At 40.9% G+C, this 23,835-nt stretch carries 28 protein-coding genes; 18 read left to right on the plus strand and 10 right to left on the minus strand.

From position 1 onward, the window contains the following. The first annotated feature begins 4 nt into the window (after positions 1 to 4). From ICE89_RS02610 to ICE89_RS02625, 4 genes are all read left to right on the plus strand, one after another. Entirely contained in the window at positions 5 to 739 is a 735-nt protein-coding gene (locus ICE89_RS02610) for an RNA polymerase sigma factor FliA (protein ID WP_216264732.1), read from the plus strand. After that, positions 721 to 1,461: a flagellar motor protein gene (locus ICE89_RS02615; RefSeq protein ID WP_216264733.1), complete on the plus strand. Its 741-nt coding sequence runs from the start codon at positions 721 to 723 to the stop codon at positions 1,459 to 1,461. Before ICE89_RS02610 ends, ICE89_RS02615 begins: the two co-directional genes overlap by 19 nt. A 10-nt stretch (positions 1,462 to 1,471) precedes the next feature. Further along, positions 1,472 to 2,335 carry a flagellar motor protein MotD gene (motD, locus tag ICE89_RS02620; protein WP_216265010.1) on the plus strand — a complete coding sequence of 288 codons (864 nt, stop codon included), beginning with the start codon at positions 1,472 to 1,474 and terminating at the stop codon, positions 2,333 to 2,335. A gap of 122 nt (positions 2,336 to 2,457) precedes the next feature. Continuing rightward, positions 2,458 to 2,697, plus strand: a complete 240-nt coding sequence (locus tag ICE89_RS02625; protein ID WP_216264734.1) for a hypothetical protein — start codon at positions 2,458 to 2,460, stop codon at positions 2,695 to 2,697. A gap of 56 nt (positions 2,698 to 2,753) precedes the next feature. Here the strand turns inward: ICE89_RS02625 and ICE89_RS02630 are convergent, their stop codons facing one another. Continuing rightward, the gene (locus ICE89_RS02630) at positions 2,754 to 3,080 is read right to left on the minus strand and encodes a hypothetical protein (protein ID WP_216264735.1); all 327 of its coding nucleotides are present in this window, start codon (positions 3,078 to 3,080) and stop codon (positions 2,754 to 2,756) included. 67 nt (positions 3,081 to 3,147) lie between these two features. Here ICE89_RS02630 and ICE89_RS02635 point away from each other — a divergent pair, with 67 nt between their 5' ends. The 6 genes from ICE89_RS02635 to ICE89_RS02660 all read left to right on the plus strand — a co-directional run bounded on the left by ICE89_RS02635 (position 3,148) and on the right by ICE89_RS02660 (position 8,728). Further along, positions 3,148 to 3,552, plus strand: a complete 405-nt coding sequence (locus ICE89_RS02635) for a hypothetical protein (protein ID WP_216264736.1) — start codon at positions 3,148 to 3,150, stop codon at positions 3,550 to 3,552. A 328-nt stretch (positions 3,553 to 3,880) separates the two neighbouring features. Continuing rightward, complete coding sequence (locus tag ICE89_RS02640) at positions 3,881 to 4,849, plus strand: SIS domain-containing protein (RefSeq protein WP_216264737.1); 969 nt, start codon at positions 3,881 to 3,883, stop codon at positions 4,847 to 4,849. After that, the gene (locus ICE89_RS02645; RefSeq protein ID WP_216264738.1) at positions 4,846 to 6,375 is read left to right on the plus strand and encodes an NTP transferase domain-containing protein; all 1,530 of its coding nucleotides are present in this window, start codon (positions 4,846 to 4,848) and stop codon (positions 6,373 to 6,375) included. Before ICE89_RS02640 ends, ICE89_RS02645 begins: the two co-directional genes overlap by 4 nt. Continuing rightward, on the plus strand, positions 6,368 to 6,754 hold the full coding sequence (locus ICE89_RS02650) for a hypothetical protein (protein WP_216264739.1): 387 nt from the start codon (positions 6,368 to 6,370) through the stop codon (positions 6,752 to 6,754). Before ICE89_RS02645 ends, ICE89_RS02650 begins: the two co-directional genes overlap by 8 nt. A 56-nt stretch (positions 6,755 to 6,810) precedes the next feature. Beyond that, the gene (locus ICE89_RS02655) at positions 6,811 to 7,719 is read left to right on the plus strand and encodes a hypothetical protein (protein ID WP_216264740.1); all 909 of its coding nucleotides are present in this window, start codon (positions 6,811 to 6,813) and stop codon (positions 7,717 to 7,719) included. 181 nt (positions 7,720 to 7,900) lie between these two features. Then, positions 7,901 to 8,728, plus strand: a complete 828-nt coding sequence (locus tag ICE89_RS02660) for a hypothetical protein (RefSeq protein WP_216264741.1) — start codon at positions 7,901 to 7,903, stop codon at positions 8,726 to 8,728. Between the two features lie 684 nt (positions 8,729 to 9,412). Here ICE89_RS02660 and flgJ read toward each other — a convergent pair. The 9 genes from flgJ to flgB form a co-directional block, all read right to left on the minus strand. Further along, positions 9,413 to 10,432 (minus strand): flagellar assembly peptidoglycan hydrolase FlgJ, encoded by a 1,020-nt coding sequence (gene flgJ / locus ICE89_RS02665; RefSeq protein ID WP_216264742.1) that lies wholly within the window; start codon positions 10,430 to 10,432, stop codon positions 9,413 to 9,415. Positions 10,433 to 10,452: 20 nt separating this feature from the next. Beyond that, the gene (locus ICE89_RS02670; RefSeq protein WP_255558685.1) at positions 10,453 to 11,529 is read right to left on the minus strand and encodes a flagellar basal body P-ring protein FlgI; all 1,077 of its coding nucleotides are present in this window, start codon (positions 11,527 to 11,529) and stop codon (positions 10,453 to 10,455) included. 120 nt (positions 11,530 to 11,649) lie between these two features. Next, the gene (locus ICE89_RS02675) at positions 11,650 to 12,327 is read right to left on the minus strand and encodes a flagellar basal body L-ring protein FlgH (protein ID WP_216264744.1); all 678 of its coding nucleotides are present in this window, start codon (positions 12,325 to 12,327) and stop codon (positions 11,650 to 11,652) included. A gap of 5 nt (positions 12,328 to 12,332) precedes the next feature. Next, on the minus strand, positions 12,333 to 13,121 hold the full coding sequence (gene flgG, locus ICE89_RS02680) for a flagellar basal-body rod protein FlgG (RefSeq protein ID WP_216264745.1): 789 nt from the start codon (positions 13,119 to 13,121) through the stop codon (positions 12,333 to 12,335). 41 nt (positions 13,122 to 13,162) lie between these two features. After that, positions 13,163 to 13,903 (minus strand): flagellar basal-body rod protein FlgF, encoded by a 741-nt coding sequence (flgF, locus tag ICE89_RS02685; RefSeq protein ID WP_216264746.1) that lies wholly within the window; start codon positions 13,901 to 13,903, stop codon positions 13,163 to 13,165. A gap of 38 nt (positions 13,904 to 13,941) precedes the next feature. Beyond that, entirely contained in the window at positions 13,942 to 15,144 is a 1,203-nt protein-coding gene (locus ICE89_RS02690; RefSeq protein WP_216264747.1) for a flagellar hook-basal body complex protein, read from the minus strand. A 46-nt stretch (positions 15,145 to 15,190) separates the two neighbouring features. Continuing rightward, a complete protein-coding gene (locus ICE89_RS02695) occupies positions 15,191 to 15,895 on the minus strand; it encodes a flagellar hook assembly protein FlgD (protein ID WP_216264748.1) in 705 nt (234 codons plus the stop codon). Positions 15,896 to 15,908: 13 nt separating this feature from the next. Further along, the gene (gene flgC, locus ICE89_RS02700; RefSeq protein WP_112294518.1) at positions 15,909 to 16,319 is read right to left on the minus strand and encodes a flagellar basal body rod protein FlgC; all 411 of its coding nucleotides are present in this window, start codon (positions 16,317 to 16,319) and stop codon (positions 15,909 to 15,911) included. Between the two features lie 21 nt (positions 16,320 to 16,340). Continuing rightward, positions 16,341 to 16,778 carry a flagellar basal body rod protein FlgB gene (flgB, locus tag ICE89_RS02705; RefSeq protein WP_216264749.1) on the minus strand — a complete coding sequence of 146 codons (438 nt, stop codon included), beginning with the start codon at positions 16,776 to 16,778 and terminating at the stop codon, positions 16,341 to 16,343. A 216-nt stretch (positions 16,779 to 16,994) separates the two neighbouring features. On the opposite strand from flgB, the gene flgA reads away from it, so the two are divergent. The 8 genes from flgA to ICE89_RS02745 all read left to right on the plus strand — a co-directional run. Next, positions 16,995 to 17,801: a flagellar basal body P-ring formation chaperone FlgA gene (gene flgA, locus ICE89_RS02710; RefSeq protein ID WP_216264750.1), complete on the plus strand. Its 807-nt coding sequence runs from the start codon at positions 16,995 to 16,997 to the stop codon at positions 17,799 to 17,801. A 171-nt stretch (positions 17,802 to 17,972) separates the two neighbouring features. Further along, positions 17,973 to 18,287, plus strand: coding sequence for a flagellar biosynthesis anti-sigma factor FlgM (flgM, locus tag ICE89_RS02715; RefSeq protein WP_216264751.1), 315 nt, complete (start codon positions 17,973 to 17,975; stop codon positions 18,285 to 18,287). Between the two features lie 78 nt (positions 18,288 to 18,365). Next, complete coding sequence (locus ICE89_RS02720) at positions 18,366 to 19,187, plus strand: flagellin (RefSeq protein ID WP_216264752.1); 822 nt, start codon at positions 18,366 to 18,368, stop codon at positions 19,185 to 19,187. 278 nt (positions 19,188 to 19,465) lie between these two features. Beyond that, positions 19,466 to 20,275 carry a flagellin gene (locus tag ICE89_RS02725; RefSeq protein ID WP_216264753.1) on the plus strand — a complete coding sequence of 270 codons (810 nt, stop codon included), beginning with the start codon at positions 19,466 to 19,468 and terminating at the stop codon, positions 20,273 to 20,275. Between the two features lie 113 nt (positions 20,276 to 20,388). After that, on the plus strand, positions 20,389 to 21,189 hold the full coding sequence (locus ICE89_RS02730) for a flagellin (protein WP_216264754.1): 801 nt from the start codon (positions 20,389 to 20,391) through the stop codon (positions 21,187 to 21,189). Between the two features lie 44 nt (positions 21,190 to 21,233). Then, on the plus strand, positions 21,234 to 21,602 hold the full coding sequence (locus ICE89_RS02735; RefSeq protein ID WP_216264755.1) for a hypothetical protein: 369 nt from the start codon (positions 21,234 to 21,236) through the stop codon (positions 21,600 to 21,602). A gap of 78 nt (positions 21,603 to 21,680) precedes the next feature. After that, positions 21,681 to 22,822, plus strand: a protein-coding gene (locus ICE89_RS02740) for an IS3 family transposase (RefSeq protein WP_216264756.1) whose coding sequence is annotated in 2 segments (ribosomal slippage) — positions 21,681 to 21,948 and positions 21,948 to 22,822 — 1,143 coding nt in all. Because the reading frame shifts where the segments join, the coding sequence is not laid out codon by codon here. Positions 22,823 to 23,538: 716 nt separating this feature from the next. Continuing rightward, on the plus strand, positions 23,539 to 23,835 hold a 297-nt coding region (locus ICE89_RS02745; protein ID WP_216264757.1), incomplete at its 3' end, for a hypothetical protein.

The following is a 23,835-nucleotide window of genomic DNA, read 5'->3' on the forward strand; positions in this document are numbered from 1 at the left end:
GATCATGTACAAGGCCGACGGAAAAATAGACCAAAAAGAGAATCTCGTTGAGCAATACGCTGACTTGGTGAAGAAGATGGCCTATCAAATTAAGGCTAAATTACCAGCCAACGTTGAGGCAGATGACTTGATTCAAGCTGGCATGATGGGCTTATTAGATGCTGCCGGTAAGTACCAAGACAATCAAGGTGCCCAGTTTAAAACTTATGCCACCTCGCGCATTCATGGTGCGATCATGGATGAACTACGAAATGCAGACTGGTTGCCACGCAATATTCGTAAACAAATGCGTGATGTGGAAAAGGCTATTGCTAGCTTGCAACAAAGCCTGGGCAGAGCTCCCAGTGAAAGTGAAGTGGCCAAGAAGCTAAAGGTCAATATTGATGATTACTTTAAAATACTAACCGAGTGTGGCGGACATCAGCTCATCTATTTTGAAGATGTACATAAAAATGAAGAAGAAGATCACTTCTTAGATCGCTTTATTCAGAACAATAATAGTGACGTCATCAATGGCCTACTTTCGAAAGACTTTAAAGAAGCCCTGAAAAAGTCAATTGAAGATTTACCTGAGAGAGAAAAAATACTCATGGGCTTGTATTACGAGCAAGAGCTCAACTTAAAAGAAATTGGCGCTGTGATGAGCGTTACTGAATCCCGCGTTTCCCAAATGCATAGCCAAGCAGTTGCTCGGATACGCGCAACCTTAAAAGAGAAATTATGGACTGGGCCAGCCTAGGCGGTATTGCACTTGCACTAATCGGCATTTTGATTGGTCAATCGATTGATGGCGGCAAAATTGGGTCTCTCCTTCAGCCCTCCGCCTTCTTTATTGTGACCTTTGGTACTTTTGGGGCAGTCTTATTGCAAAGTCGCCCGGTCAATTTTCGTAGCGGTATTGCCAAACTCAAATATGTTTTTGTTGAACCAGTAGATCAGCGCACTGCCTTAGCCATGGAAATCTCTCACTGGAGTATGGTGGTCAGAAAAGAAGGTGTCTTAAAGTTAGAGAACTTTATGGTTGAGACGCCCGATCCTTTTGTGAAAAAGATCCTGCGCTTAGCTATCGATGGCGCACCTCCGCAAACCATTAAAGAAATCGGCGCTAACGATATCTACCAATATGAACTCAATGAGCGTAATGCCATCAAGATTTGGGACTCTGCGGGAGGTTATGCTCCAACGATTGGAATTTTGGCTGCAGTCATGGGTCTCATCCATGTAATGGAAAACCTATCTGACCCCACCTTATTGGGTAGCGGTATTGCAATTGCTTTTGTTTCAACGATTTATGGTGTTGGCTTAGCCAATCTCGTTTTTATTCCGATTGCTAATAAACTCAAAACCCTATTGCAACTCGAGGTTTCTAAATACGAGATGTTGGTGGAGTCTTTAGCATCAATTGCTTACGGGGAGCACACCAAGGTAATAGAGGATCGTTTGTCTGGATACCTCCTTTAAAAATCCTCCGCTGCGGCGACGTAAACGCCAGGAAGATCATGAACATCATGATCGTTGGCTGGTGTCCTATGCCGATTTCATCACCCTGCTCTTTGCCTTTTTTGTGGTGATGTATGCCAGCTCAAGCATTAATGAAAAGAAATATGACGCCTTATCCAACTCCCTAGTATCTGCTTTTGCTCCAATCCAAACAACCGAAGGTGAGAGCAAACTGGAAAATAAAATCAAGATGAGTGGTGAAATTGCAGGCACTCAAACTGAACAGAGTCCTATCCTAATTGACCCACTAGGTCTTATCAGGCTTAAGCGTGAAATGGCTTTTCAGAAGCGCGAGAAAATGAATCGGGTTGAAAAGGATTTGACCAATGCTCTAAAACCGCTCATTGATGAGGGCAAAATTGGAGTAATGCAAACCTCTAAAGGGGTGCGCGTTGACATCATCGATAGCTACTTATTTAGCCCAGGCTCTGCCAATATCACCAGCCCTGCCGCGCTCGCTACCCTATCGCAGATTGCCCCCATTCTGGCAAAAGTGGATCAAGCGATTGATATTGAAGGTCATACGGATAACCAGCCGATCAACACCAAAGCCTTTGGCTCTAATTGGGAACTCTCGGCCATTAGGGCAACCACTGTTCTTAATATCTTGAGCCAAAAAGGAATTAGCGAAGCGCGTTTGAGCGCAACAGGTTTTGGCTCCTCAAGACCAATAGAATCAAACGACACCGTTGCAGGGAAAGCAAAAAATAGAAGGGTCTCTATCTTGCTGCTCAATGATTCCGGACAGCAGCCCGGATCCGATATAGCCCCCACTAAGGCTGTCCAACGGGCAGCCCCGTCACAAATGCCGCCTAATGAAACAAAGAGCCAATAAATTCACCAAGAACTAATCTTAAAAATAATAAGCTGTAATACCATTCAAACACTGACCTTATAATAGTATTTATGTCCATCCTCGACCTAATTGGCCCCCTGCTTTTCGTTATCTTAATCATCATGGTGATCGGGATTGCCGCTTTTGTGGTTAAGCTAAGCGATGCCATTGATAAGCAAGAAAAAACGATTAAGACTTTATTTAGAATAATCGAAGAAAATCAAGCTGAAGCTCGCAATGCAATTGATGCCTTTGAGTCCACCCGTGAAAAAGTGGTTAGTGTTAGCACTCGGGTAGATAGCACCGAGTTTGAATTAAAGGGGATAAGAGATAAAATGAAAGAGCTGGCTATCAAAAAATAGCTTGGCCCACAGCTGTTTATTTGGCTAGCTTTTTAGCAGAAGCCGAATAACTTGCATCACCAAAACTTGATGGGCAATAAGTAGCCGTCAATCTCTCTGTTGAGGGCTTGTTTTGATGAATCAGTAGTGATTTTTTCTTTAACCAAATGAATCAACATATCAATTACCAGTACTCGCACTTCATCTGGGTGCCAAACATTCATTCGATCTGAGAATGAGGACAAAAAATTCTTACCATTCAGGCCTCGTAATCCAGGATGCAAGTTTTCTGAGACTTCAATAGTCGTTGCCAGAGATAGCATGGCATTGCGATTACCAGAAAACTGAGTATTAAAGGTTCTGCATAATCTTTCGATTAGCTCAGATTCGGTCATTTGAGACATACTGTATTCAGATTTCTAGGCTAGGATTAAAGACGCTTAATAGCGGGTATTATGACATCTTTTAAATATGAAGGCCACCATATCCCTCCTTGCCAAATACAGCCACAACCGTATGAAAAGTAACGCTTCCAAAATTAGAGCGGCTGATAAAAGGGCTGCCAGACTCTTGTGTCAGGCCTTTAATGATGCGATGCGCGGTGGCACGGACTATAAAGTTGCCCTCGTGAAGATGATTGATTCTCAAAAATCTCAGATTTCAGAGCTCAAAGCTCTGGACTCGAAAAGTGTCTTGGCAGCCTCAAACCTCCAGGTAAATGTCATGTTCCCTCATGAGTTACGTAAAAATGCCATTCAGATGGTTTCATATTTACTGCATAAACATATCAATCCGAATCTAGATGGTGCGGATCGCTTCACATTGGAGGTGTTTGTTGATGAGCAGTTGCTAGCGCTTAAGGAGTGGACTAAGTGAGCATTCTTTTAAATGATCCAACTTGTATATTCAATACTTGATAAATCCTTAAATAAACTCAAAATATCCTACAAAAACAATGTTGGATTTATTCAGCAAAAATTATTTTCTTCTAGTCCTAGGCCAAATTTTTACCATCGAAATATACTAGATCAGATGACAAAATGAGGAGCCATTTTACAAATTTTTTGGACACCAATCTTTAGGCCAACTTCATTATTTAGCGAACTAATTCAGAATTAGGGCATTTTTTGGGCTCTTATTAGGGGATTTGTTAATGAAGGTAAATTTTAGAATTAACAAAGACACTTAATCTAAGATTTTATATATGCCCCAAAAAAATGCTACTGCATGGAGTCGAACTAGCTTTGCTAAATCTATCCTTAGCAAGGAGATTGCCGGCCTGCAAAAATTAAAAGACTCTCTAGATTCAAACACAATAAATGCAGTAGATTTAATTAAAAAATGTAAAGGTAAGTTAGTAATAACTGGTATCGGCAAATCTGGTCACATAGCCCTTAAAATTGCATCAACTTTTGCAAGCACTGGAACGCAAGCACTGTTTATGCATCCATCTGAGGCCAACCATGGAGATTTAGGCCTTATTCATAAAAATGATTTAGTTATTGCACTTTCAAATTCAGGGGAATCTTCAGAGTTATTTGAGACACTAAATTATTGCAAGCGTTTTAATATCAATGTAATTGGAATAACAAGCAATAGTAAAAGTACACTTGCGAAATTTTCAAAGCAAACGTTATTATTGCCAAAAATAAGAGAGGCTTGTCCATTGGGAATGGCTCCAACCACCTCAACAATGATGATGCTTGCTTTAGGAGATGTGCTTGCAATGTCAACCTTAAAGATTAAGGAGTTTAGTCTTAAGGAATTTCACTATTACCATCCTGGAGGAAAGTTGGGGCAAAAATTGTTAAGTGTCTCAGAGGTTATGGGAGTCAATCTCCCATTGGTATATTCTGGGAGCTCTCTTGCTGAATCAGTGATCAAAATGTCTGAAAATAGACTGGGATGCGTTGGGATTATTGATCGCAAAGACAACTTAATTGGCATATTCACCGACGGAGATCTACGACGAAGCTTTACAAAAGCAAATCATGAAAAATCAATAGATGAATTAATGCACTGCGATCCCATAATGATAGAACCAGAATTGCTGTTAGCCGACTTATTGAAGATTTTTAAAAAGAATCGCATACCATCCATCTTTGTATGCCGCAAAAGAAAACCCGTTGGCTTTGTTCACTTGCATGATCTTTTGAAGAATGAATTGATATGAAAGAATTTGATTCGTATGTTGTAGTTCAAGCGGGTGGAAGAGGAAGTAGATTAAGGCACCATACTTGGAATAAGCCAAAATGTTTGGTATCTGTTAGAGGAAAGCCTCTTATTTATCATTTGTTTGATCGCTTCCCCAAGAGTAAATTTATTGTGATCGGGGATTATGCATTTGATCAGTTAGAGGCTTATTTGCAGCTTAACCCGCCCCCAAATCAGTACCAATTATTAAAGGCAGATTCAAAGGGTACAGCCTCCGGAATTGCTCAAGCATTAGCATTATTGCCAACAAACTCGAGCGTACTATTGACTTGGAGCGATCTAATTATTCATGAATTTCCTGAAATAAGTTCTGAATCATCTCCTATTGTCTTCACGACGAACTCATTCACATGTAGATGGTCAGTCTCTGAAAATAATAAACTTCAGGAGGTTACTTCAAGCGATAAAGGTATTCCGGGAATCTTTTACTTTCCCAAAGTCCAGGATATTCTAAATGTCCCAAAACATGGTGAGTTTGTAAAATGGTTCTCTCAAACGGCTGCTAAATTTATAACAATAGATTGCTCTCACCTAGAGGAACTAGGTGATTTTGAAACAATTGAAAATGATAATGAAAGATCGGGGTTTTCTAGGTTTTTTAATAAAGTTGAGGTACTCGAGGATAGGGTTATAAAAAGTGTCGTAGATCACAACTATGATGATGTACATAAAAAAGAGGTTGACTGGTACAAAGAAGCTAAATCATTGGGTTTTCTGCGCATACCAAAAATTTTTTCCTATTCCCCTCTAGAGATGGAGAGAATAAAAGGTCTTCATGCATATCAAATGAAAGACCTTAATGAGCGTGAGAAGAGGGCCATTATTGTTGATGGGCTTGATGCGTTGATAGGCCTACATGGAACTGCAAGCCAGGCCGCAAATCCGAATCAAATTAATGCCGTTTACATACAAAAAACCATGGATCGTGTTCGGTCTGTATCTAAACTGATTCCCCACTTTACTCGAGAGTCAATGACAATTAATGGAAAAAAATGCATTAATCCATTTACCGAAAAATACAAGTATTTATTTAATGAAATTAGCGCATCTTTAGATACACCGCTTTTTAATCCTATACATGGTGACCCAACATTTTCTAACTCAATAGTTGACGATAAGCTTAGGGTCTGGTTCATAGACCCTAGAGGCTATTTTCTCGATCCAGGAATCATGGGTGATCCTTGGTATGACTTTGCGAAACTTTATTATTCTGCTAAGGGTAACTATGATGCCTTTAATAGAAAGAAATTTAAATTACACATTGATGAAGATACCATCGAAATACTGATGGACGAGTCTCAATTTTCAAAGTGTGTAGATGATATTTTTGAAGAGTATTTTGGTGCTGAGATTAAAAGAATAAAGCTAATTCATGGGCTATTGTGGCTAGCCTTATCAGGCTATGCCAAAGATGATATTGATTCGGTCATTGGTTCTTTTTATCTGGGGCTATATTGGCTCCGAGAGGGTATTGAGAGTGCCTAAAGCAAATAATTTAATAACCATAAGCAAGCTTGATCACACCTGGTTGATTGATCTTGATGGAACAATTCTGAAACATAATGGACACTTGAATGGCCAAGACGAATTATTACCAGGTGTAAAAGATTTTTTTGAAAACATCCCCACCGAAGATTATATTATTCTCCTGACTGCACGATCCGAAGAATATAAGAATATAACCATACAGTTTTTAAATAAAATGGGGATCAGATATGACAAGGCAATATTTAACTTACCTAAAGGGGAAAGAATCTTGATTAATGATCGAAAACCTGCTGGTCTTAAAACTGCAATTGCAGTTAACTTAGAAAGAAATCTTGGAATATTAACGCTTAAGATCGATGTTGATAAAAATTTATAAATAATAATGTAAATATTAGATTTTAATAAAATTTAATATTAAAAAGAAAATAAAAAATGATTAATAATCCACATTCTCCAAAAGCCCAACTTAAGAAAATTCTTCAATATTATTTTGAGGAAAATGGTCTAGTTTATTCTGACTTCTGTATATTCGTCCCAATTTATGGACTCGGTGATAAATTAGCATATCTAAGCGCTCTTCATCATATCAAAGAAAAGGGTATTAAGATATGCATTTTGTCCAAATCAAATGATGTAATGTTATTTCTCTATAAGGAACTAGCTGATTTTATTATTTTAAATGATGAGATTTTATTAAACCCTTGGTTGCATGGTGATAATTATATTTCTCCAGGAAATATTTTCTTCATGTGGCACTCCCTATATTTTGATGGAATACTCCATGAAGTTAAGGGTGAGCGTAAGGGAGTTTTTGATAATTACATTGGGGGACATAAACTTGCAGTTAAGTTTTCAATGGGATTGCCTGTAGATGCAACACTTAATACCTTAAATGCAATTAAATTGATTAAAAAAAATGATATTTCAGAGGATTATGTATTTATATCACCCATTTCAAACTCATATGCATCCTCCATGGATGGGGATAAATTAATTAAATTGATTGAATGGTTTAAAAATAGAAGCATAACGGTAATATTAAATACTACAAATAATGATTTGGTGAATACGAATTTTGACAATCTTCAATCGGTAAATTTCTTTAACGGATCCTTAATTGAATGCTTAGAATTGGCGAAAGGCGCCAAACTTTCACTTAATAGTCGAAGCGGTTTATCAGAACTTTACTCAATGCTAGATATTCCATTTATTGATATAAATGGCGAAAAAATGGGAAATTTTTGGAGTCTTAAGGATAACTTCTTTCGACCGCCAATTTATGAGTTAGAGGGTATTGATCAACTTAGTGAAGAATTTTTAACAATTTTCAGTACGCACTAAGTGATCGCATTATTAACTGGACACGTAACAATTAAACCAAATAAATTATAAAATCAGGAAAATCATTCCTTAAGAGGTATGACATCTTGAAGATTTTTAGATAGAATTTAATTCAATTTATTATGGCGATTAAAAAACTTAGCCTACACTTTTCCTAACAAATATTTTTTAAATATAAATTATGTTACCAAATAACACCAACCTTATAACATCTATTCCACCACCCCTTCTCAAAAAAGGTGGGCATTCAATTGATGATGAAAAGCATCGGTGGCAGTCCCTTTGCTTGCAGTCTTGGATAAATTCTGGGCATGATGTTTTTTCTATAAACTCAACGGACGAGATAGTTCTTCTTAAGGAGATTTTTCCAAATGTAAATTTTATTCCTGCTTTTAGGAGTACGCATGATGTCAATAGCCGACATTTGATTTATATTTCAGATGCTTTGAATTCTATCAAACTTTTACCCGCTAAAAGAATTGCAATATGCAATGCTGATGTTTTAATTTCAGAAAGTATCAATGGCGCTATTCTAATAAATGATCCAGATTTCTGTTATTCAAATCGTATTGATATTGAGTCCACTGAGTCTAGAGCGGGTGATATATTTTATGGAATCGATTATTTTAATATGAGTGAAAAGTTTGTGAATTCTTTACCAGAGACATTATTTGCTTTTGGTCTACCATGGTGGGACTACTGGTTACCAGTTCATGCGTTATCTACGGGCTTAACCATTCATAAACTTCTAAATGAACAATTATCGCCTATCTTGTTACATAAAAAACATAATAACGCCTGGAATCCGTCAGAACTGTCAATATTAGGTCAATATTTTTTTAGCCTTGCTTGGAATACTACAGAAACTCAAAACAATATCTCCCTTGTTGAAATGTTTCATAATTTTAATGCTGCATCAAATAATCAAAATCAGCTTCAACTTCATATTTTTTTAGCTCAATCTATATCCTCTTATATTAATTTTCATTCAGCTCCATTAATTGTTTAATTAATTTCAGTAAAGTTAAAATCTTAAATATACATCGTTACCTTAACTGACCTTTACAATTATTAGATATTAATGTCGAAAGTATCGAATAGATTGATTAATCATCTTATACTTTAGTGGGATTTAGGATTATTAATATTTTGAATAAAATATTAATAATCAATTTGATGGCTTATATCATTCTCATGATAATTATGAGCCACTAAACCTATCTCAGAATTAAGATTATTTAATCAACAATTACTAATCACTGTTTGGGTTTATTACAGATCTAGCCAATAAAGGTGAGTGTCGCTGTGATGATGTAGCTATTATTTAATCAAAACATTTTGAATTAAAAAATTGCAAGGAATTAGTCAAGTATTTGAATTAAGTCTGAATTATTCAATTGCGGAATATCGATATGCCAAACTATTATTATCAATACACTGATACATATTTAAGATATAAATAGTTAATAGAAATAAAGACTATTTTCGGTCATCGTTAAATTTGAACTACTTACTATTATCCCCTATATTCAGCAGCCTTAAGAAATTATGTGGCTCCTTTAGATTGAATACATTAAGTTTTGATGACCCTTAAATCCCACCAAAAAAGAAACTTTTGTTGTCAAAAATTCGTCTAACGACCCTGAAATTTAAAACTTCTTTTTTATAAGAGATAAGCCCTGCAAATTTGCTGTTATGTAGAGGAGCCAATCTTTTTAATCACGCTAGCTAGCTTTTTAGCATATTCTGGGTCTGTTGCATATCCTGCTTTTGCCATGGCATCTGCATAGCTATTGATGTTGCTTAGATTACTGAGAACATTTTGGTAGCGGGGATTATTTGAAATCATGTTGGCAAAGTCCTTGAAGGAATCTGCATAGGAGTCATATGCTCTGAATTTTTCAACTCTCGTTTGCTTTTCACCGTTGATATATTCAGTGGTGACCGCAGAAACTGTTTTGCCTGTCCAACTACCAGTTGCTTTTATGCCAAATAGATTATTACTTTGGGTACCGTCTGCACCTCTAATTTCCTTTTTGCCCCATCCAGTCTCTAATGCGGCTTGACCCAGCATAAAATTTGCCGGTAGTCCAGTAGCATTACTAGCTTGCTGTGCATAACTTGCCATTTTGCTGGTAAACGAACTAACAGTTTCTTTAACGGCACTACCTACAGAAGAAGCCATTGCGTCTCCTGCATCCTCTAGCGAACTAAAGAGTTTTGAGACCTTATCCATAAATGAAGGGTTGGCCTTAGCACTGCCATACATTGATGCTGCTGAGGTATAGGCAGCTACTTTTGAGCCGGCATTGGGGTCAAAACGATTAAGGCCAAGTGCTTTAGAGCTAATCGGCTCATCGCTTTGTTTGAGTGGATCGTTTTGAATGCCTGCAGCTTTAGTCAGCTGCTTAACCAACACATCCGCTAAACCAATACCCTTGCCTGATGCAAGCTTTTGACTTAACTGCTGATCAAACATGGATGTATAAAGTTTATTTTGTTCGGTATTAAAGACTCCATCCTGTGGACTAGCTTCTCGCATACTTTTGAGCATCATATTGATAAAAATAGCCTCAAATTGCTTTGCAACACCCTTAATAGCCTCTGGTGAATTCTCTACAGCGGATTTCTTGAGACTGGATAGACTATTGGTATCCAATGCCAGTTGATTACTGACATCAGAAGCCGAAATAGAGTTGCTAGGAAGTGCCATTGCGTTCTTATCGTTGTTACTTAAATAATCTCAAGTTCAGCACGTAATGAACCAGCTGCTTTGATGGCCTGCAAAATAGCAACTAAGTCTTGTGGCGTCGCACCAACTGCATTGAGTCCACGAACAACGTCTGATAAAGATGCGCCACCAGCCAACTGAATCACGTTTCCTGGGTCCTGGTTCATACTTACTTGCGATACCGCAGACTCAACCGTTCTACCCGTATTCGAGAAAGCACTAGGCTGGCTAATCACTGGTGTTGTGCTGATCACGACTGTCAAGTTGCCATGGGCTACTGCACAGTTCTCTAGCTCAACTGTTTGATTAAGTACGATGGATCCAGTTCTAGCATTGAGAATGACCTTCGCTTCGCCCTTAGCTGGAATCACATCAATACTCTCTAGGGCGGCTAAAAATTGCACGCGGTTACCGTTTTCTACGGTATTCGGGTCAATCTGAATAACTCTGGAATCTTGGGCAAAAGCAATGGGTTTACCAAAACGCTTATTGATTGCTGATGTAACGATACTGGCGGTAGAAAAGTCAGAATATCTTAGCTCAAGACTGACCATCTCCATACCCAATAAATTATTTGGAATCGTTCTTTCAACGGTAGCTCCCGCAGAAATACGGCCAGCGTTGAGTTGATTAATAGTTGCAGAGCTGCCGTTTGCAGATGCACTTGCACCTCCAATCACGACGTTACCCTGAGACATCGCATAGACCTGTCCGTCAGCACCTTTTAAAGGAGTCAATAAGAGCGTACCGCCACGCAGTGTTTTGGCGTTACCCATGGCTGAAACAGTCACATCTAAGTTTTGACCAATTTGTGCAAAAGGCGGCAGATTAGCAGTCACAATTACTGCAGCAACGTTCTTTAACTGAATTTGTGAATAAGTTCCAGGCGGCAAAGTCACGCCCAAGGACTGCAACATATTCAAAGTACTTTGAAGGGTGAATGGAGTTTGGGTAGTTTGGTCGCCCGTACCGTCCAAACCCACTACCAAGCCGTAACCAATCAATTGGTTACTACGAACGCCCTGAATATTTGCTAAATCTTTAATTCGCTCTGCCTGTGCAGCAGGAACAATCACCATGCTTGCCAAAACGCCAGCGCAGACTACTAGCAAACCCGCGAGGCTTTTTTGCCATTGAGGAGTTTTATCTGCTCTAAATAAGGAGAAACGATGGGTTTTGTTCAGTAATGGCATAAACATTTAGAAAGGGATCATAGTTTTGAAGAAACGGGTTACTGAACTCGCCATATATGAACTATCTATAGTGTTGTTAGTACGATATTCAATACGCGCATCTGCTACCGTACTTGAGTCAACCGTATTGTTGACAGTGATCATTTTCGGGTTCACTACACCAGAGAAACGAATGAACTGTGCACCTTCGTCAAAGCCGATTTGCTTCTCGCCTGCAACTGTTAAATAACCGCTCGGGGATACTTCGAGAACGGTTGCTGCAATACTTCCTGTAAACGTATTGTCTTGCTGACCACTGCCCTTATTCTCATTAGAAAGTCCGTTAGCCCAGGTCCAGGTTGGACTGACCGTATTGCCAAACTGGTCTTTTGCGGTTGCCGTAGATGATGCAGTCTTAGAGGATAGATTATCTAAAGTCGTTTTACTTTGAGTACTTTCGGCTACTAGAACCGTGACAATGTCGCCTACCGCACGGGCACGATTGCCTTCAAAAATAGGTCGATAGTTTCCAGTGCTATAAATGGTTCCAGGTGCAGACTGTCCAGAGTAAGGGCGGGTAGTTCCTGGACCCGGATTTTGCGTAATTGTCGAGGGCGTTACTGCACAAGCTCCCAAGATCGATAGTGCAGAGACAGCGCTAACAAGCTTGATAGCGGAGTTGCGAGAATTAAACATTAAACGCATTTGTATTAGCCACCTAATTGTGCCAAGCGCTGCAACATCTGATCGGATGTTGTAATCGCCTTACTATTGATTTCATAAGCGCGTTGAGTTTGGATCATATTGACCATCTCCTCAACCACATTCACGTTAGAGGTTTCAATAAAGCCTTGCACCAAGACGCCAGTACCATTCGCACCAGGGTTCGAAGGGTTTGGTGTACCAGAAGCTGCAGTTTCAGTATAGAGGTTCTCACCTTTTGCGCTCAAACCTGCTGGATTAATAAAAGTTGCTAACTGAATTTGACCAACCTGGGTCTGTGCTACGGTATTTGGCAAGGTAACGGAAACCACACCGTCAGCTGCAACCGTCACGGTTTGGGCAGTTGCTGGGATCGTAATCGGTGGCTGGACTGTGTAACCACTAGAAGTCACTAACTGACCAGTACTATTAATCTGAAAACTACCATCACGGGTATATTGAGTTGTGCCATCTGGCATCAAGACTTGATAAAAACCACTACCGTTAATGGCGATATCAGTGTTGTTGCTAGTTTGCTGCAAGTTACCTTGGGTAAAGATGCGCTCAGTTGCCACGGGTTTTACACCGGTACCGATTTGCATGCCAGAGGGCAACTGGGTCTGCTGCGATGATTGGGCACCAGGCTGACGTAGGGTTTGATAGAGCAAATCCTCAAACACCGCACGTGATTTTTTAAAGCCAGATGTACTCACGTTCGCCAAGTTATTGGAGATCACGTCCATTTGGGTTTGTTGTGCTTCTAGGCCAGTTTTTGAAATCCAGAGCGAGCGTATCATCTTGTTTCCTTTAATTTAGGTGCATCTTGACACATAAAGTATTAACTTAAATTGTAGATTTGAGCGGCTTGTTGGTCGCTATTCTCAGCATTCTTCATCAGTTGCATTTGAATATCAAAACTGCGTGCCAAAGAAATCATATTGACCATGCTATGAATGACGCTCACATTACTGTCTTCTAAAGCACCATTAACTACCTTGACTGTAGGATCGGCTACAAAACCAGCCCCGCTAGCAGACTTAAATAAGCCATCGTCACCACGTACCAAACTTTTTTCATCGGGATTTGAAAGCTTAATGACATCAATTGGGGTAGAAGGACCGCCACTGATTGCAGGATCAACACTTGAGATCGTGCCATCAGCACCAATCGAAATATTGACGTTCGGAGGAATCGTGATCGGTCCGCCACCGCCTAATACGTTGCGGCCGCCGGCAGTTTGCAAAATACCATTTTCACTAATCTTGAATGAGCCATTACGAGTCAAGCCCTCTGATCCATCAGGGCGTTGCACGCTAAACCAACCCTTACCTTCGATGGCTACGTCTAAGGTGCGGCCAGTTTGTTTAATAGCTCCAGGGGAAAAGTCAGTGCCGCCAGATGCATTTACTACAAAGGAGCGTGTATCTAGACTGCCACCTTGAATCGGTACAGATAAAAATGCATCGATCTGCGCCTTAAAACCAGTAGTAGATACGTTAGCCAAATTATTGGAGTTCGTTGCTTGCTGGTCCAAAATATGTTGGGCTCCAGTCATTGCGGTATAAATTACGCGATCCATATTTTCTCCTTAGCTTTCGTCTCTCTTAGTCTTACCTATTAGCCATTCATACCGATGAGTGTCTGATAAATTTGATCTTCAATTTTGACAACTTGAGCACTCGCTTGATAAGCCTGTTGAGCAGCTAATAAAGCCACCATATCGGTAGTTTGATTGACGTTAGAGTCCTCTAATGCGGAGCCTGTGATGGATCCCCTGCCTAAAGTATTGGCCGCCGCAATGACTGGTACGCCAGATTTATCAGTTTGCATCCAAGTATCATTGCCAACCTGTCTCAAGCCTGTATTACTTGGAATCCTTGCAACGCCAATTTGAGCTAAAGTTGCAGTAGTGCCATCACTATAAGATCCAATAATCTTGCCATCGGTATCTATTGACATTGAATTTAAATAACCAGTATCAGTACCAACTGTTGTGGTTTCTACAATAGGATCTGAGCCAGTTAAAAAGCCCGATGCGCTGACAGAAACACAGGATTGCGCTCCATAACTGCCATGAGTTACCGAAATTGGCTGCGCAGCTGCTGTGGTTGCGGCTGATAGCGTCATACCCAAATAAGTATCGGGTACTGTTCCAGTACTAGTAGTGTAATCACCCAAGACGCCACTAAAAGTTCCACTGCTTATTGCTGCATTTTTCGTAGCGCCTGCGGATAAACCCGTAAATATGGCAGCAACTTCTGTTGCGGTTAGTGTTGTGCCATCCGTATTGGTATAAGTCAAGCCACCGAATGTAACAGTGCCGTAGGGCGATAATGAAGAAGTGAAAGCTACTGTATCAACTTGATAAGTTTGTGTTGAAGTGGGGCTTGTATCATGTGGAGAGATCGGTAAGCTAATAGCAGTTCCTGTGATATCAAGAACTTTAAAGCCCGAACCATTCACTAAGTAACCATCACTATTTTGTGTAAATTGACCATTACGAGTGTAAACAGTATTACCAAGTACTGGGTCTGTTAAAACAAACATACCCTGTCCACTAATGGCTGCGTTCAATGGTGTTGTATTATTACTAATTGCACCCTGTGAAAATGATTGCGTCACATTGGATGCAAGTACCCCACCCCCTGTTTGAGTCGATAAACCTGAGTTGGCTGAGTTCAATTGCGATGAAAGCACGTTTGTAAAATCAACGCTCGAAGACTTATATCCAACCGTAGCGCTATTGGCAATATTTTTACCTAATACACTCAATTGCTCTGAGGCTGCATTTAATCCACTTAATCCTTCTATGAGTGACATACGAATCCTTTAATGATGAATAGTTTTAATGATGTATGGTGCGTATTTAACGAATCTGTGCCACATTAGAAATAGCGGTAGTCGTGTTGTTATCCAACATGATCTGTGTACTGGTATTTGCTGTTGGATTCAGAATTCCGGTAACGTTGGCTACTGTTAATCCTGGAGGATTGACATTCTTGCCAGCAACACTCGCAGCTAATTGAAACTTATATTGGCCATCTGGTAATTGATTGCCACTGGAATCTTTACCATCCCAAGCTAATGGCACGGTACCTGCAGGTTGTGGGCCCAATGTGATCACATCAACTGACTGACCAGCACTATTCAACACATTAACTTTCAATGACGATGCAGGAGTATCTAACTGCACACCAAAAGCAGCCTGTCCCTTGACAAGGTTGAGCGTGCTTCCTGGAACTAAAACACTCTTACCTACTAGACCAGATGCCTGATATGCCTGACTTGATTGCATTTGTGCTAATAGCGAATTCATAGAGTCATTGAGTTTATTCACGCCATCGACTGTTGAAATCTGCGCCATCTGACTTGTCATCTCAGCACTATTCATCGGATTAGTTGGATCTTGATATTTCATTTGCGCAACTAATAAGGTCATAAACTGATCCTGTATTTGTGAGGCAGAGCTAGCAGAGGCGCTAATCGCTGCACTTGCACTACCAGCGGCACTTGAATTATTAGTCGCACTTGGCAATGTAGTCACGCTGGGATTATTTTGGATAGTAGTCATCGTGTGGTCCTATTTAGTTTTGGCCAATGGTTAAAGTTCTTTGCAACATCGTTTTTGCAGCGTTCATCGTTTCAACGTTGTTTTGATACGAGCGTGATGTAGAGATCATGTTCACCATCTCTTGGGTAGCATTCACGTTAGGCATTGCTACCATGCCATCTTTATCTGCCAACGGATTAGCTGGGTCATGCACCATGCGAGCGGGTGTTTGATCTTCAATCACCTTATTGACCTTAACGCCCTGATGACCTGATGTGCCAACCGGTGTTGCTTCGAAGATAACTTGCTTGGCCTTGTAGGGTTGACCACTGGAACTCGTCGCACTATCCACGTTGGCCAAGTTACTAGCAACAGTATTTAAGCGTTGAGACTGCGCGCTCATCGCTGAACTAGAAATATTAAAAACGTTTTGTAAGGAGGACATAGTTATTCCGTTCTATCTAAATTAATTACCAGAATTCAGTGCTGTGGTCATATCTTTAATCTGAGCATTGAGCATCGTGATATTGGCTTCGTAATGAATGGCGTTATCCACGAACGCCGTTCTCTCGACCTCACCATCAACAGAGTTGCCGTCTACACTTCCCTGAATGAGGGGGCGATACAGCAAGTCAGCTTCACTGAGGCCATTGCCGCCCGGAATATGTTGGCCATGAGTAGTAGCAAGCGACATATTGCCGTTGGAACTCACCGCAGCATTATTGGCTGCACTAGCCACATTGGCTTCCAGGGCTTTTTTAAGCGAGCTGGCAAAGTCGATATCCCGTGCTTTGAAGTTCGGGGTATCGGCATTGGCGATATTGGCCGCTAAAATTTCTTGGCGTTGAGCCCTTACCCGCAAGGCAGTTGCATTAAAATCAAAGAGCGCGTCTAATTTATCCATTTATTTCTCCAATTTCTCTAAAGAAATCCTTAAGTCAGCCGTAATAGGTTTTGTAGTACTGCAAATACCTATTGACGGCATTTTCACTAATGTAATTTGCCAGCCTCTTTCTCGATCTACCAATAAAAGGGGTAATAGTTCGGCTAATTGAGGCATTGACTTGCCCCCAAAATCCTAAAATCATGTTTTCGCCATCCTTTTGGACTGGAATTAAGCATGCATTCCTTACATAAAACGCCCTCAAAATTCAAAAACAGTACTGAAAAGCCTCTTTTAGGGTCTTTTTTGCAGGGTTTTGAAACCCTCGTGATTGGCATGATTGCCAGCGTACTGATTTCGTTTTTGGTGCTTTACCCTAAAATTAGCTGGGCCCAGGCACAAACTCCCGCTTTCCAGAGCCTAAAAGTCATCAATCAGAAGGTAAAAGACTTTCTAACCACTCAAAGTGCAGGCTCACCTGGCAAACCAGAAATTACGGTGACCCCCATGGAGGAAGGCACTCAATTGACTTATTGCCCTTCTCCCGAAGCCTTTTTTCCACCCAACAGCGCAGCCTGGGGCAGAACTACCGTAGGTGTTCGCTGTGGCCAACCCAAGCCTTGGACGGTTTACGTCCAAGCCAATGTCAGTATCATTGCCAATTATGTAGTCGCTGGAAACCCCATTGGCCAAGGTCAAACGATCAACGCCAATGACTTGCAGCTTCAAAAGGGCGACTTAACCATCCTACCAAACGGAATTTTTACCGAATTTAATGGGGTAATCGGCCAAAGCGCCAGAATGTCCTTAGTGGCTGGCACTATTCTTAAAAAAGAGATGCTCAAAATGCCTATCCTTATTCAAAAGGGGCAGTCCGTAAGAGCATCTAGCAGCGGCAAGGGTTTTGCTATAAGTACCGAGGGCCAGGCTCTAAATGATGCGGCCGAAGGTGAAGTGGTTAAGGTAAAAGTGAATAACGGCAGTGTTATCACTGGAATTGTCAAAAAAGATGGTCAAGTTGAAGTGGGTGGTAGCAAAAATTAGATTTAAAGGGAATTAAATTGGGGAAATATTAAAGTTAAGGTATACGGAACCGTAAAAGAAGGTGTCGAGCTGGAGTTTGTTAGGTAACATCAAGATAGAATGGGATCAGACAAGTAACAGCACGGTGCACACGAGAAGTATTTTTTACCCAATTAAAGCTAGAGTGAAACTATGAAAATTAACGACAACCTGAAGACCGGACTAAACACTGCAGTAGAAAAACCTGCTGCGAGTGAAGCTGAACCTACTTCCGCCGTTACTTCAAACTCTGGCGTAGCGCCCTCACCTGCTCAAATAACGACCCTATCAAATCAGCTGCAAGCATTGCAAGCCTTACAAGGAGATCTTGGAGCAAGCTCTATGTTTGACGCTAAAAAAGTAGATGCAATTCGTGCTGAAATTGAAAGCGGTCAATTTTCCGTTGACGCTGGCAAAGTAGCCGATGGCATGATTAAAGATGCAGTTGCTTTTTTCAAACCCAAATAAGTGTATGGGTAAGTAAATGTTGAGTTAGATCCCTCTTCATTTACCTCATCACACCTTTATCGACATCAGCGATCTATCATGACTATAGCTAAAACAAACTTAGTCAACACCTTTACAGGATATGTAAAGGATCTAAACTCCAAAATCAAAACTGTCAAATCAGAGATTGCGAGTGGTCAAAATACACTCACTTCTGATCAACAAGCCACCGTTACTAGTTTGTCTGCAACCATTAAAAGTTACAGCACTCCACAAGCCAGTATTACCGCCGCGCAAAATACCATTAGCGTTGCACAAAAAGCCATTGCATCTATATTGCCAATCATGAATCAGATGCAACAACTTGCAGCACAGGCATCAAATACATCTATCGGCTCATCCGATAGTATGAATATGAATTTTCGTTTTCAACAACTGTTTACTCAAATTGGAAAATTGGCTACTAGTGCAGGACTTAATGGTACAAATCTACTGAGCGGCACTGCTGGTATGAATGTTATCACTGGCACCGATAAAACTGCGACTTCACGATCTTACGTGAATAGCGTCAACGTTTACGGCATGATGACGATGGGCCTCCTGAGCAATATTAAAGTAGATTCGCCAGATAATGCGCGGGCAGCTATGAGCGCTCTTCAAAGCGCTATAGCCCAAATTAATAATGGACAGTCCACACTCAAAATAACAAGTGCTAAGTTAGCTACGCAAGCCACAACGCTAAATGGCCTAGCGAGTGACTCTCAAAAAACGATTGATACGCTGCAAAAGGCGGATATAGTAAAGTTGAGCGCAAAATTGACTCAACTACAAAACGAGCAAAATGTTGATTATCAACTCATCAGTCAGCTTGATCCTACTGCCTACAAGACCTTAAAGATCCTAAGTCTTACCACTTCCTAATCTTAATATTCTGACTTTGTAATATTTTTAATATTCAAAGTTAAATCATTTAGATTTAAGTTTTACAAAATCCCACCGTTAAAGAAATCATAGAACGAATACTTCTGCGGAAGTATTCAAATGAGCTAACGTCATAGTTAGCGCAGAGCTCTGTTGATGTGGTCTAAGTACTACGCACTGATGCTTTTTCGTAAGTTGGTTTGGTTTATGCATGGTGCATAAAAAACCGTTTATCGCAATCTTTTTGATTGCGTAAATTTAACTCAAGGAAAAGAATCATGTTTACATTTAGCCCATTACAAATCACTTTAGCGTCTGCTGTTTCAAATGATCAACAGCAAATTATTGACGTTCAAAATCAATTGTCTGCAGGCAAAAGAACTTTAAATGCTGGCGAAAACGGCATCGTTACTCGCTTAGCTAGTCAAGCCTCTGCTTATGACACTTCAGTGAAGAACATTACTTCAGCTCAAAGCGTACTTTCTGTTGGCTCCACTACGTTGACATCAATGAGTTCTATTGCAACTCAATTAAAGAATATTGCAACACAAGGTGCATCAGCAGGACTTGCAACGTCTGATCGTGATAGCTTGGCCACAACATTTGCTAGTCTTTACTCACAGTTGACCACTCTATCGACTGCAGCGAGCATTAACGGTAATAACATAGTTAACAGTGCAACCGCCTTAACTGTTAAGTATGACCCTACTCAATCAGCATTTTCCATGACGGGTGTTGATATGCCGACTGCAATTGCCGCCGCTACAACCTCTGCTGCAGTAGCCGACAATACAACATTCACACAAACTCTTGCAGGGACTATCGTCACAGAAATGACAACTTTTTTGGATGCCATCTCTACAGCACAAGGCTCCATAACATCTTACTCCGTAGCTTTGGACGCGATGACTACTGGTGCAAAGGGTGTGTCGGCAAGTCTGAATTCAACTATTGACTCAATCCAAAATGTTGATTCAACAGCAATGCAGGCAAAATTGCAGTCACTCAACAACCAACAAAGTATTGATTACTACCTTGTTAGCCAAATGAATACTGAAAGTGCTGCAATTTTGGCAATTTTTAGATAAGTTTCTCTCTAAACCAAGAAAAGCCAGGTTATTCCTGGCTTTTTTTATGCTTTGAAAAATAGCTACGCTCTCTATTATTCAGGTATCTAAATTAATTCTGAGAGGAATTAGCAATGAATAACGTCATCACAGGCTTGGCAGCGACCCTATCAACTTCGGTAAACGATACCCAAAGTGAGATCGTTAAGACCCAGACGGATCTAGCGGCCGGGAAAAAAACCCTCAATCCCGCTGAAACTGGCGTAGTGACTCGCTTAAGCGCGCAATCCTCTGCTTATGCTACCGTCGTGCAAAACGTGACGGCAGCACAAAATGTGATTAATGTCGCTCAAAGTGGCATGACATCCATCGTGGACATCATGGTTCAAATGAAGAATATGGCAGTACAGGCTTCTAGCGTTGGTCTAAGTGATACTGATAGAGCTAGCCTTCAGGTGACCTTCTACAATTTGGCTCTCCAGGTAGCTAGTCTAGGAACTAGCGCGGCTGTCAACGGTAACAACCTTCTTAACGGCACCACCCTGAGCGTCACAACTGATATCACTGGTAACAATAGTCCAACCACTACCATTGGTCCAGTCGATGTTGCCACTACAGCGACCACAATTGCAGCCTTAGATATCAGCACTACGACTGGTGCCTCAGCAGCTTTACTTTCGTTGACAACTGAAATTAATACTATGTCTAGCGGGCAAGCTAGCTTGATGGCTTCATCGGTAGCTTTAGGGGCTCAAGGTACAAATGCCCAAAAACTAAGTGATGGCCTCTCAAAAGTCATCGACTCAATCCAAAATATCGATCCCACCAAGTTACAGGCTTATTTACAGAATTTAAATACTCAACAAAGCGTCGACTATTACCTTGTTAGCCAAATGAATACTGAAGCTGCAGCAGTGCTGACTATTTTTAGATAAGTTATGATGCATGCTTAAGGACTTGAGTTTAAAGGTATTTTTTTATGTTTAATTCGCGCAATGCCATCAATACTTATGTGGCGATTGACAACAACCAACAGGGCGCTAGTTTTGAAAAAAGATGGTTTGAGTCTGTCTTAATGGTGCTCAATCGTGTGCTGAATAATGAGTTTAACGCTGTCGAAACTCATAAAAAGCTACTTGAAGTTTGTGAAGGCCTTCAATGGGTTCAAGAAAACTTGAATGAAAAGCTAAATTCACAACATCGGACACTACTCAAAAATATCTACGGAACCAATATACAGATCCTAAATGGAGCAATGAAAACAGGTAATTTAGAGTATCTACCGTTGGTTGCAAAGTCCATCCAGATTATCTTGGAGCCATATAACAAGAGTACAAAGACTGCTTAGATTGAACTGACCTGATTTTTAGTACCACTCCAATAGAGAGGATTTTTGATAATCTTCTACCTTAAAGGAGTGCTAAATATGGCTAAAGGTCAGCGTCTCAAACCCGAGCAAATCGTCACCTTATTGCGTCAAATCGATGTTTTAACCACCAATGGCAAAACCCTAGCCCAGGCCTGCAAAGAAGTGGGAACGGTGGAGCAAAGTTACTATCGCTGGCGCAAGATCTACGGCGGCATGAAAGTCGATCAGGCTCGTAAGTACAAAGATCTAGAACTGGAAAATACCCGGCTTAAGAAACTCGTAGCGGACTTATCGCTACGAGAAGTGATGCTCAAGGAAGTCATTAAGGGAAACTTCTAAGCCCTACTAGGCGTAAAAATGCAGCGCAGCTGCTCATGGATAAGTATCTCGTCTCTGAGCGGTCTGCCTGTAGTTTGGTAGGGCTCTCCAGAGCAGCTTATCGGTATATGCCACTCCCTCGAGATGACGAGGGGCCGCTGCGAGCTGAGGTCATCCGTATGGCGAGCACCTATGGCAGGTACGGCTACCGATTTATTGCAGGCATGATGCGTAATAGCGGTTGGGGCCAAGCGACTACTGCCAAGGTGGCTCGCATCTGGCGAGAGGAAGGCTTAAAGATCCCACAAAAACAACCCCCTAGAGGTAGACTCTGGCTCTCCGATGGTAGTTGTATGCGCCTGCGAGCTACTGCCCCCAATCATGTTTGGAGTTACGACTTTGTCTTTATTAGAGATGCCTATGGCGGCAAGATCAGGATGCTCACGATGATTGATGAGTTCAGTAGAAGGTGCCTAACCATCCACTGCGCTAGAAGGATTGGCTCGGTCCAAGTGATTGAGCAACTGGCGAATGCCATGATTGACAACGGTATACCGGAATACATCCGAAGTGATAATGGCCCAGAATTTATTGCCAAAGACCTGCGCAGTTGGTTATCTGGCATTGGAGTGAAAACCGCTTACATTGAACCGGGCAGCCCCTGGGAAAATGGCTTTTGTGAAAGCTTTAACGGCACCTTTAGAGATAACCTTTTGGATGGGGAGATCTTCTATAGCTTGAAGGAAGCACAGATCATCGTGGGGGAATGGGTGAAACACTATAACCATGTCAGGCCGCATAGTGCATTAGGTTATAGACCACCAGCACCCCAAACCCAAGTACCCAAACTATTGCAGAATCAACCCATGTTGCTGCAATGATTTACTATAGAAAAACTCTCTTTGGTAGTGGCCCTAAATTGACAGCAGTTCAAGATGACTAGAGATTATTAAAAATATCGATATGAACTATATCAGGCGGAGTTTTATTCAAGACGAATTTGGTTTAAATACGGCACAACTGAACTTATTACAGTCAAATACCTACATAAACTGCTTAAGATACTTAATTAAATTAAAGTTTGGATAAGTTGGGTCGTAAAAGGCTGTACATGGGAATATTCTCACAACTATTTTAGGGTAACTCTATGCCTAGCATAATCACAAATCTTTCAAGTCTAAGTAATTACTCGGGCGCTCGTATTTCGAGCAGTGATATAACTGCCTTAGCTAACAGTACCACCCCCTTACAGAGTCTTTCTCCCGCACAAATCAGTAATATTTCGACATCCGCTTTGGCTGCAGCGACCTCAACGTTTATTAATAACTTAACAACGGCACAACTAGCAGCGCTTTCTTCAACACAAATTGCTAGTCTGTCAAGCGCCTCTCTTTCACAACTATCAAGCACTTCTGTAGCATCATTAAGTGCATCAGAATTGAATACGATAGCGCTTAGAACTTCAATACTGCAAGCACTAAGCACTAGCGGTCTTCAAAATTTGTCCACAAGTGTCATTGGATCGCTCACTTCAACAGTCCTTAATAACCTAACTACTAGCCAAATTGCAGCCTTATCTACTACACTTACTGCCTGTTTGAGCTCATCAGCAGTTGCTGGTTTGAACTCTGCCACTTTGACCGCGCTTGGTACTACAGGCATTGCATCATTGGCCTACAGAGGATTTGGCAGCATCTCTAGCGCAGCACTTGCTGGTCTGACTTCTACCCTAGCCGGTGCTTTGAGTAGCAGCGCTATTGCCAATCTCAACTCTAGTCAATTGGCTAGCTTAAATACCAATGCCTTCGCAACTTTAGGCACTTCGCTAAGTGCGAACTTGACTTCATCAGCAGTTGCTGGTTTGAACTCTACCGCTTTGACCGCGCTTGGTACT

Source organism: Polynucleobacter sp. AP-Kaivos-20-H2, assembly GCF_018882215.1.
GTDB lineage: Bacteria > Pseudomonadota > Gammaproteobacteria > Burkholderiales > Burkholderiaceae > Polynucleobacter.

Bases quoted from the DNA above. Each gene is read 5' to 3' on its own strand.
- ICE89_RS02640 (WP_216264737.1), top strand. From the start codon at position 3,881: ATGCCCCAAAAAAATGCTACTGCATGGAGTCGAACTAGCTTTGCTAAA.
- ICE89_RS02655 (WP_216264740.1), top strand. From the start codon at position 6,811: ATGATTAATAATCCACATTCTCCAAAAGCCCAACTTAAGAAAATTCTT.
- flgG (WP_216264745.1), bottom strand. From the start codon at position 13,121: ATGATACGCTCGCTCTGGATTTCAAAAACTGGCCTAGAAGCACAACAA.
- ICE89_RS02725 (WP_216264753.1), top strand. From the start codon at position 19,466: ATGTTTACATTTAGCCCATTACAAATCACTTTAGCGTCTGCTGTTTCA.
- ICE89_RS02735 (WP_216264755.1), top strand. From the start codon at position 21,234: ATGTTTAATTCGCGCAATGCCATCAATACTTATGTGGCGATTGACAAC.
- ICE89_RS02675 (WP_216264744.1), bottom strand. From the start codon at position 12,327: ATGCGTTTAATGTTTAATTCTCGCAACTCCGCTATCAAGCTTGTTAGC.
- ICE89_RS02690 (WP_216264747.1), bottom strand. From the start codon at position 15,144: ATGTCACTCATAGAAGGATTAAGTGGATTAAATGCAGCCTCAGAGCAA.
- ICE89_RS02615 (WP_216264733.1), top strand. From the start codon at position 721: ATGGACTGGGCCAGCCTAGGCGGTATTGCACTTGCACTAATCGGCATT.
- ICE89_RS02660 (WP_216264741.1), top strand. From the start codon at position 7,901: ATGTTACCAAATAACACCAACCTTATAACATCTATTCCACCACCCCTT.
- ICE89_RS02695 (WP_216264748.1), bottom strand. From the start codon at position 15,895: ATGACTACTATCCAAAATAATCCCAGCGTGACTACATTGCCAAGTGCG.
- flgJ (WP_216264742.1), bottom strand. From the start codon at position 10,432: ATGGCACTTCCTAGCAACTCTATTTCGGCTTCTGATGTCAGTAATCAA.
- ICE89_RS02720 (WP_216264752.1), top strand. From the start codon at position 18,366: ATGACTATAGCTAAAACAAACTTAGTCAACACCTTTACAGGATATGTA.
- flgB (WP_216264749.1), bottom strand. From the start codon at position 16,778: ATGGATAAATTAGACGCGCTCTTTGATTTTAATGCAACTGCCTTGCGG.
- flgC (WP_112294518.1), bottom strand. From the start codon at position 16,319: ATGTCCTCCTTACAAAACGTTTTTAATATTTCTAGTTCAGCGATGAGC.
- ICE89_RS02730 (WP_216264754.1), top strand. From the start codon at position 20,389: ATGAATAACGTCATCACAGGCTTGGCAGCGACCCTATCAACTTCGGTA.
- flgF (WP_216264746.1), bottom strand. From the start codon at position 13,903: ATGGATCGCGTAATTTATACCGCAATGACTGGAGCCCAACATATTTTG.
- ICE89_RS02645 (WP_216264738.1), top strand. From the start codon at position 4,846: ATGAAAGAATTTGATTCGTATGTTGTAGTTCAAGCGGGTGGAAGAGGA.
- ICE89_RS02670 (WP_255558685.1), bottom strand. From the start codon at position 11,529: ATGGTGATTGTTCCTGCTGCACAGGCAGAGCGAATTAAAGATTTAGCA.
- flgM (WP_216264751.1), top strand. From the start codon at position 17,973: ATGAAAATTAACGACAACCTGAAGACCGGACTAAACACTGCAGTAGAA.
- flgA (WP_216264750.1), top strand. From the start codon at position 16,995: ATGCATTCCTTACATAAAACGCCCTCAAAATTCAAAAACAGTACTGAA.
- ICE89_RS02630 (WP_216264735.1), bottom strand. From the start codon at position 3,080: ATGTCTCAAATGACCGAATCTGAGCTAATCGAAAGATTATGCAGAACC.
- ICE89_RS02625 (WP_216264734.1), top strand. From the start codon at position 2,458: ATGGTGATCGGGATTGCCGCTTTTGTGGTTAAGCTAAGCGATGCCATT.
- ICE89_RS02610 (WP_216264732.1), top strand. From the start codon at position 5: ATGTACAAGGCCGACGGAAAAATAGACCAAAAAGAGAATCTCGTTGAG.
- ICE89_RS02635 (WP_216264736.1), top strand. From the start codon at position 3,148: ATGAAGGCCACCATATCCCTCCTTGCCAAATACAGCCACAACCGTATG.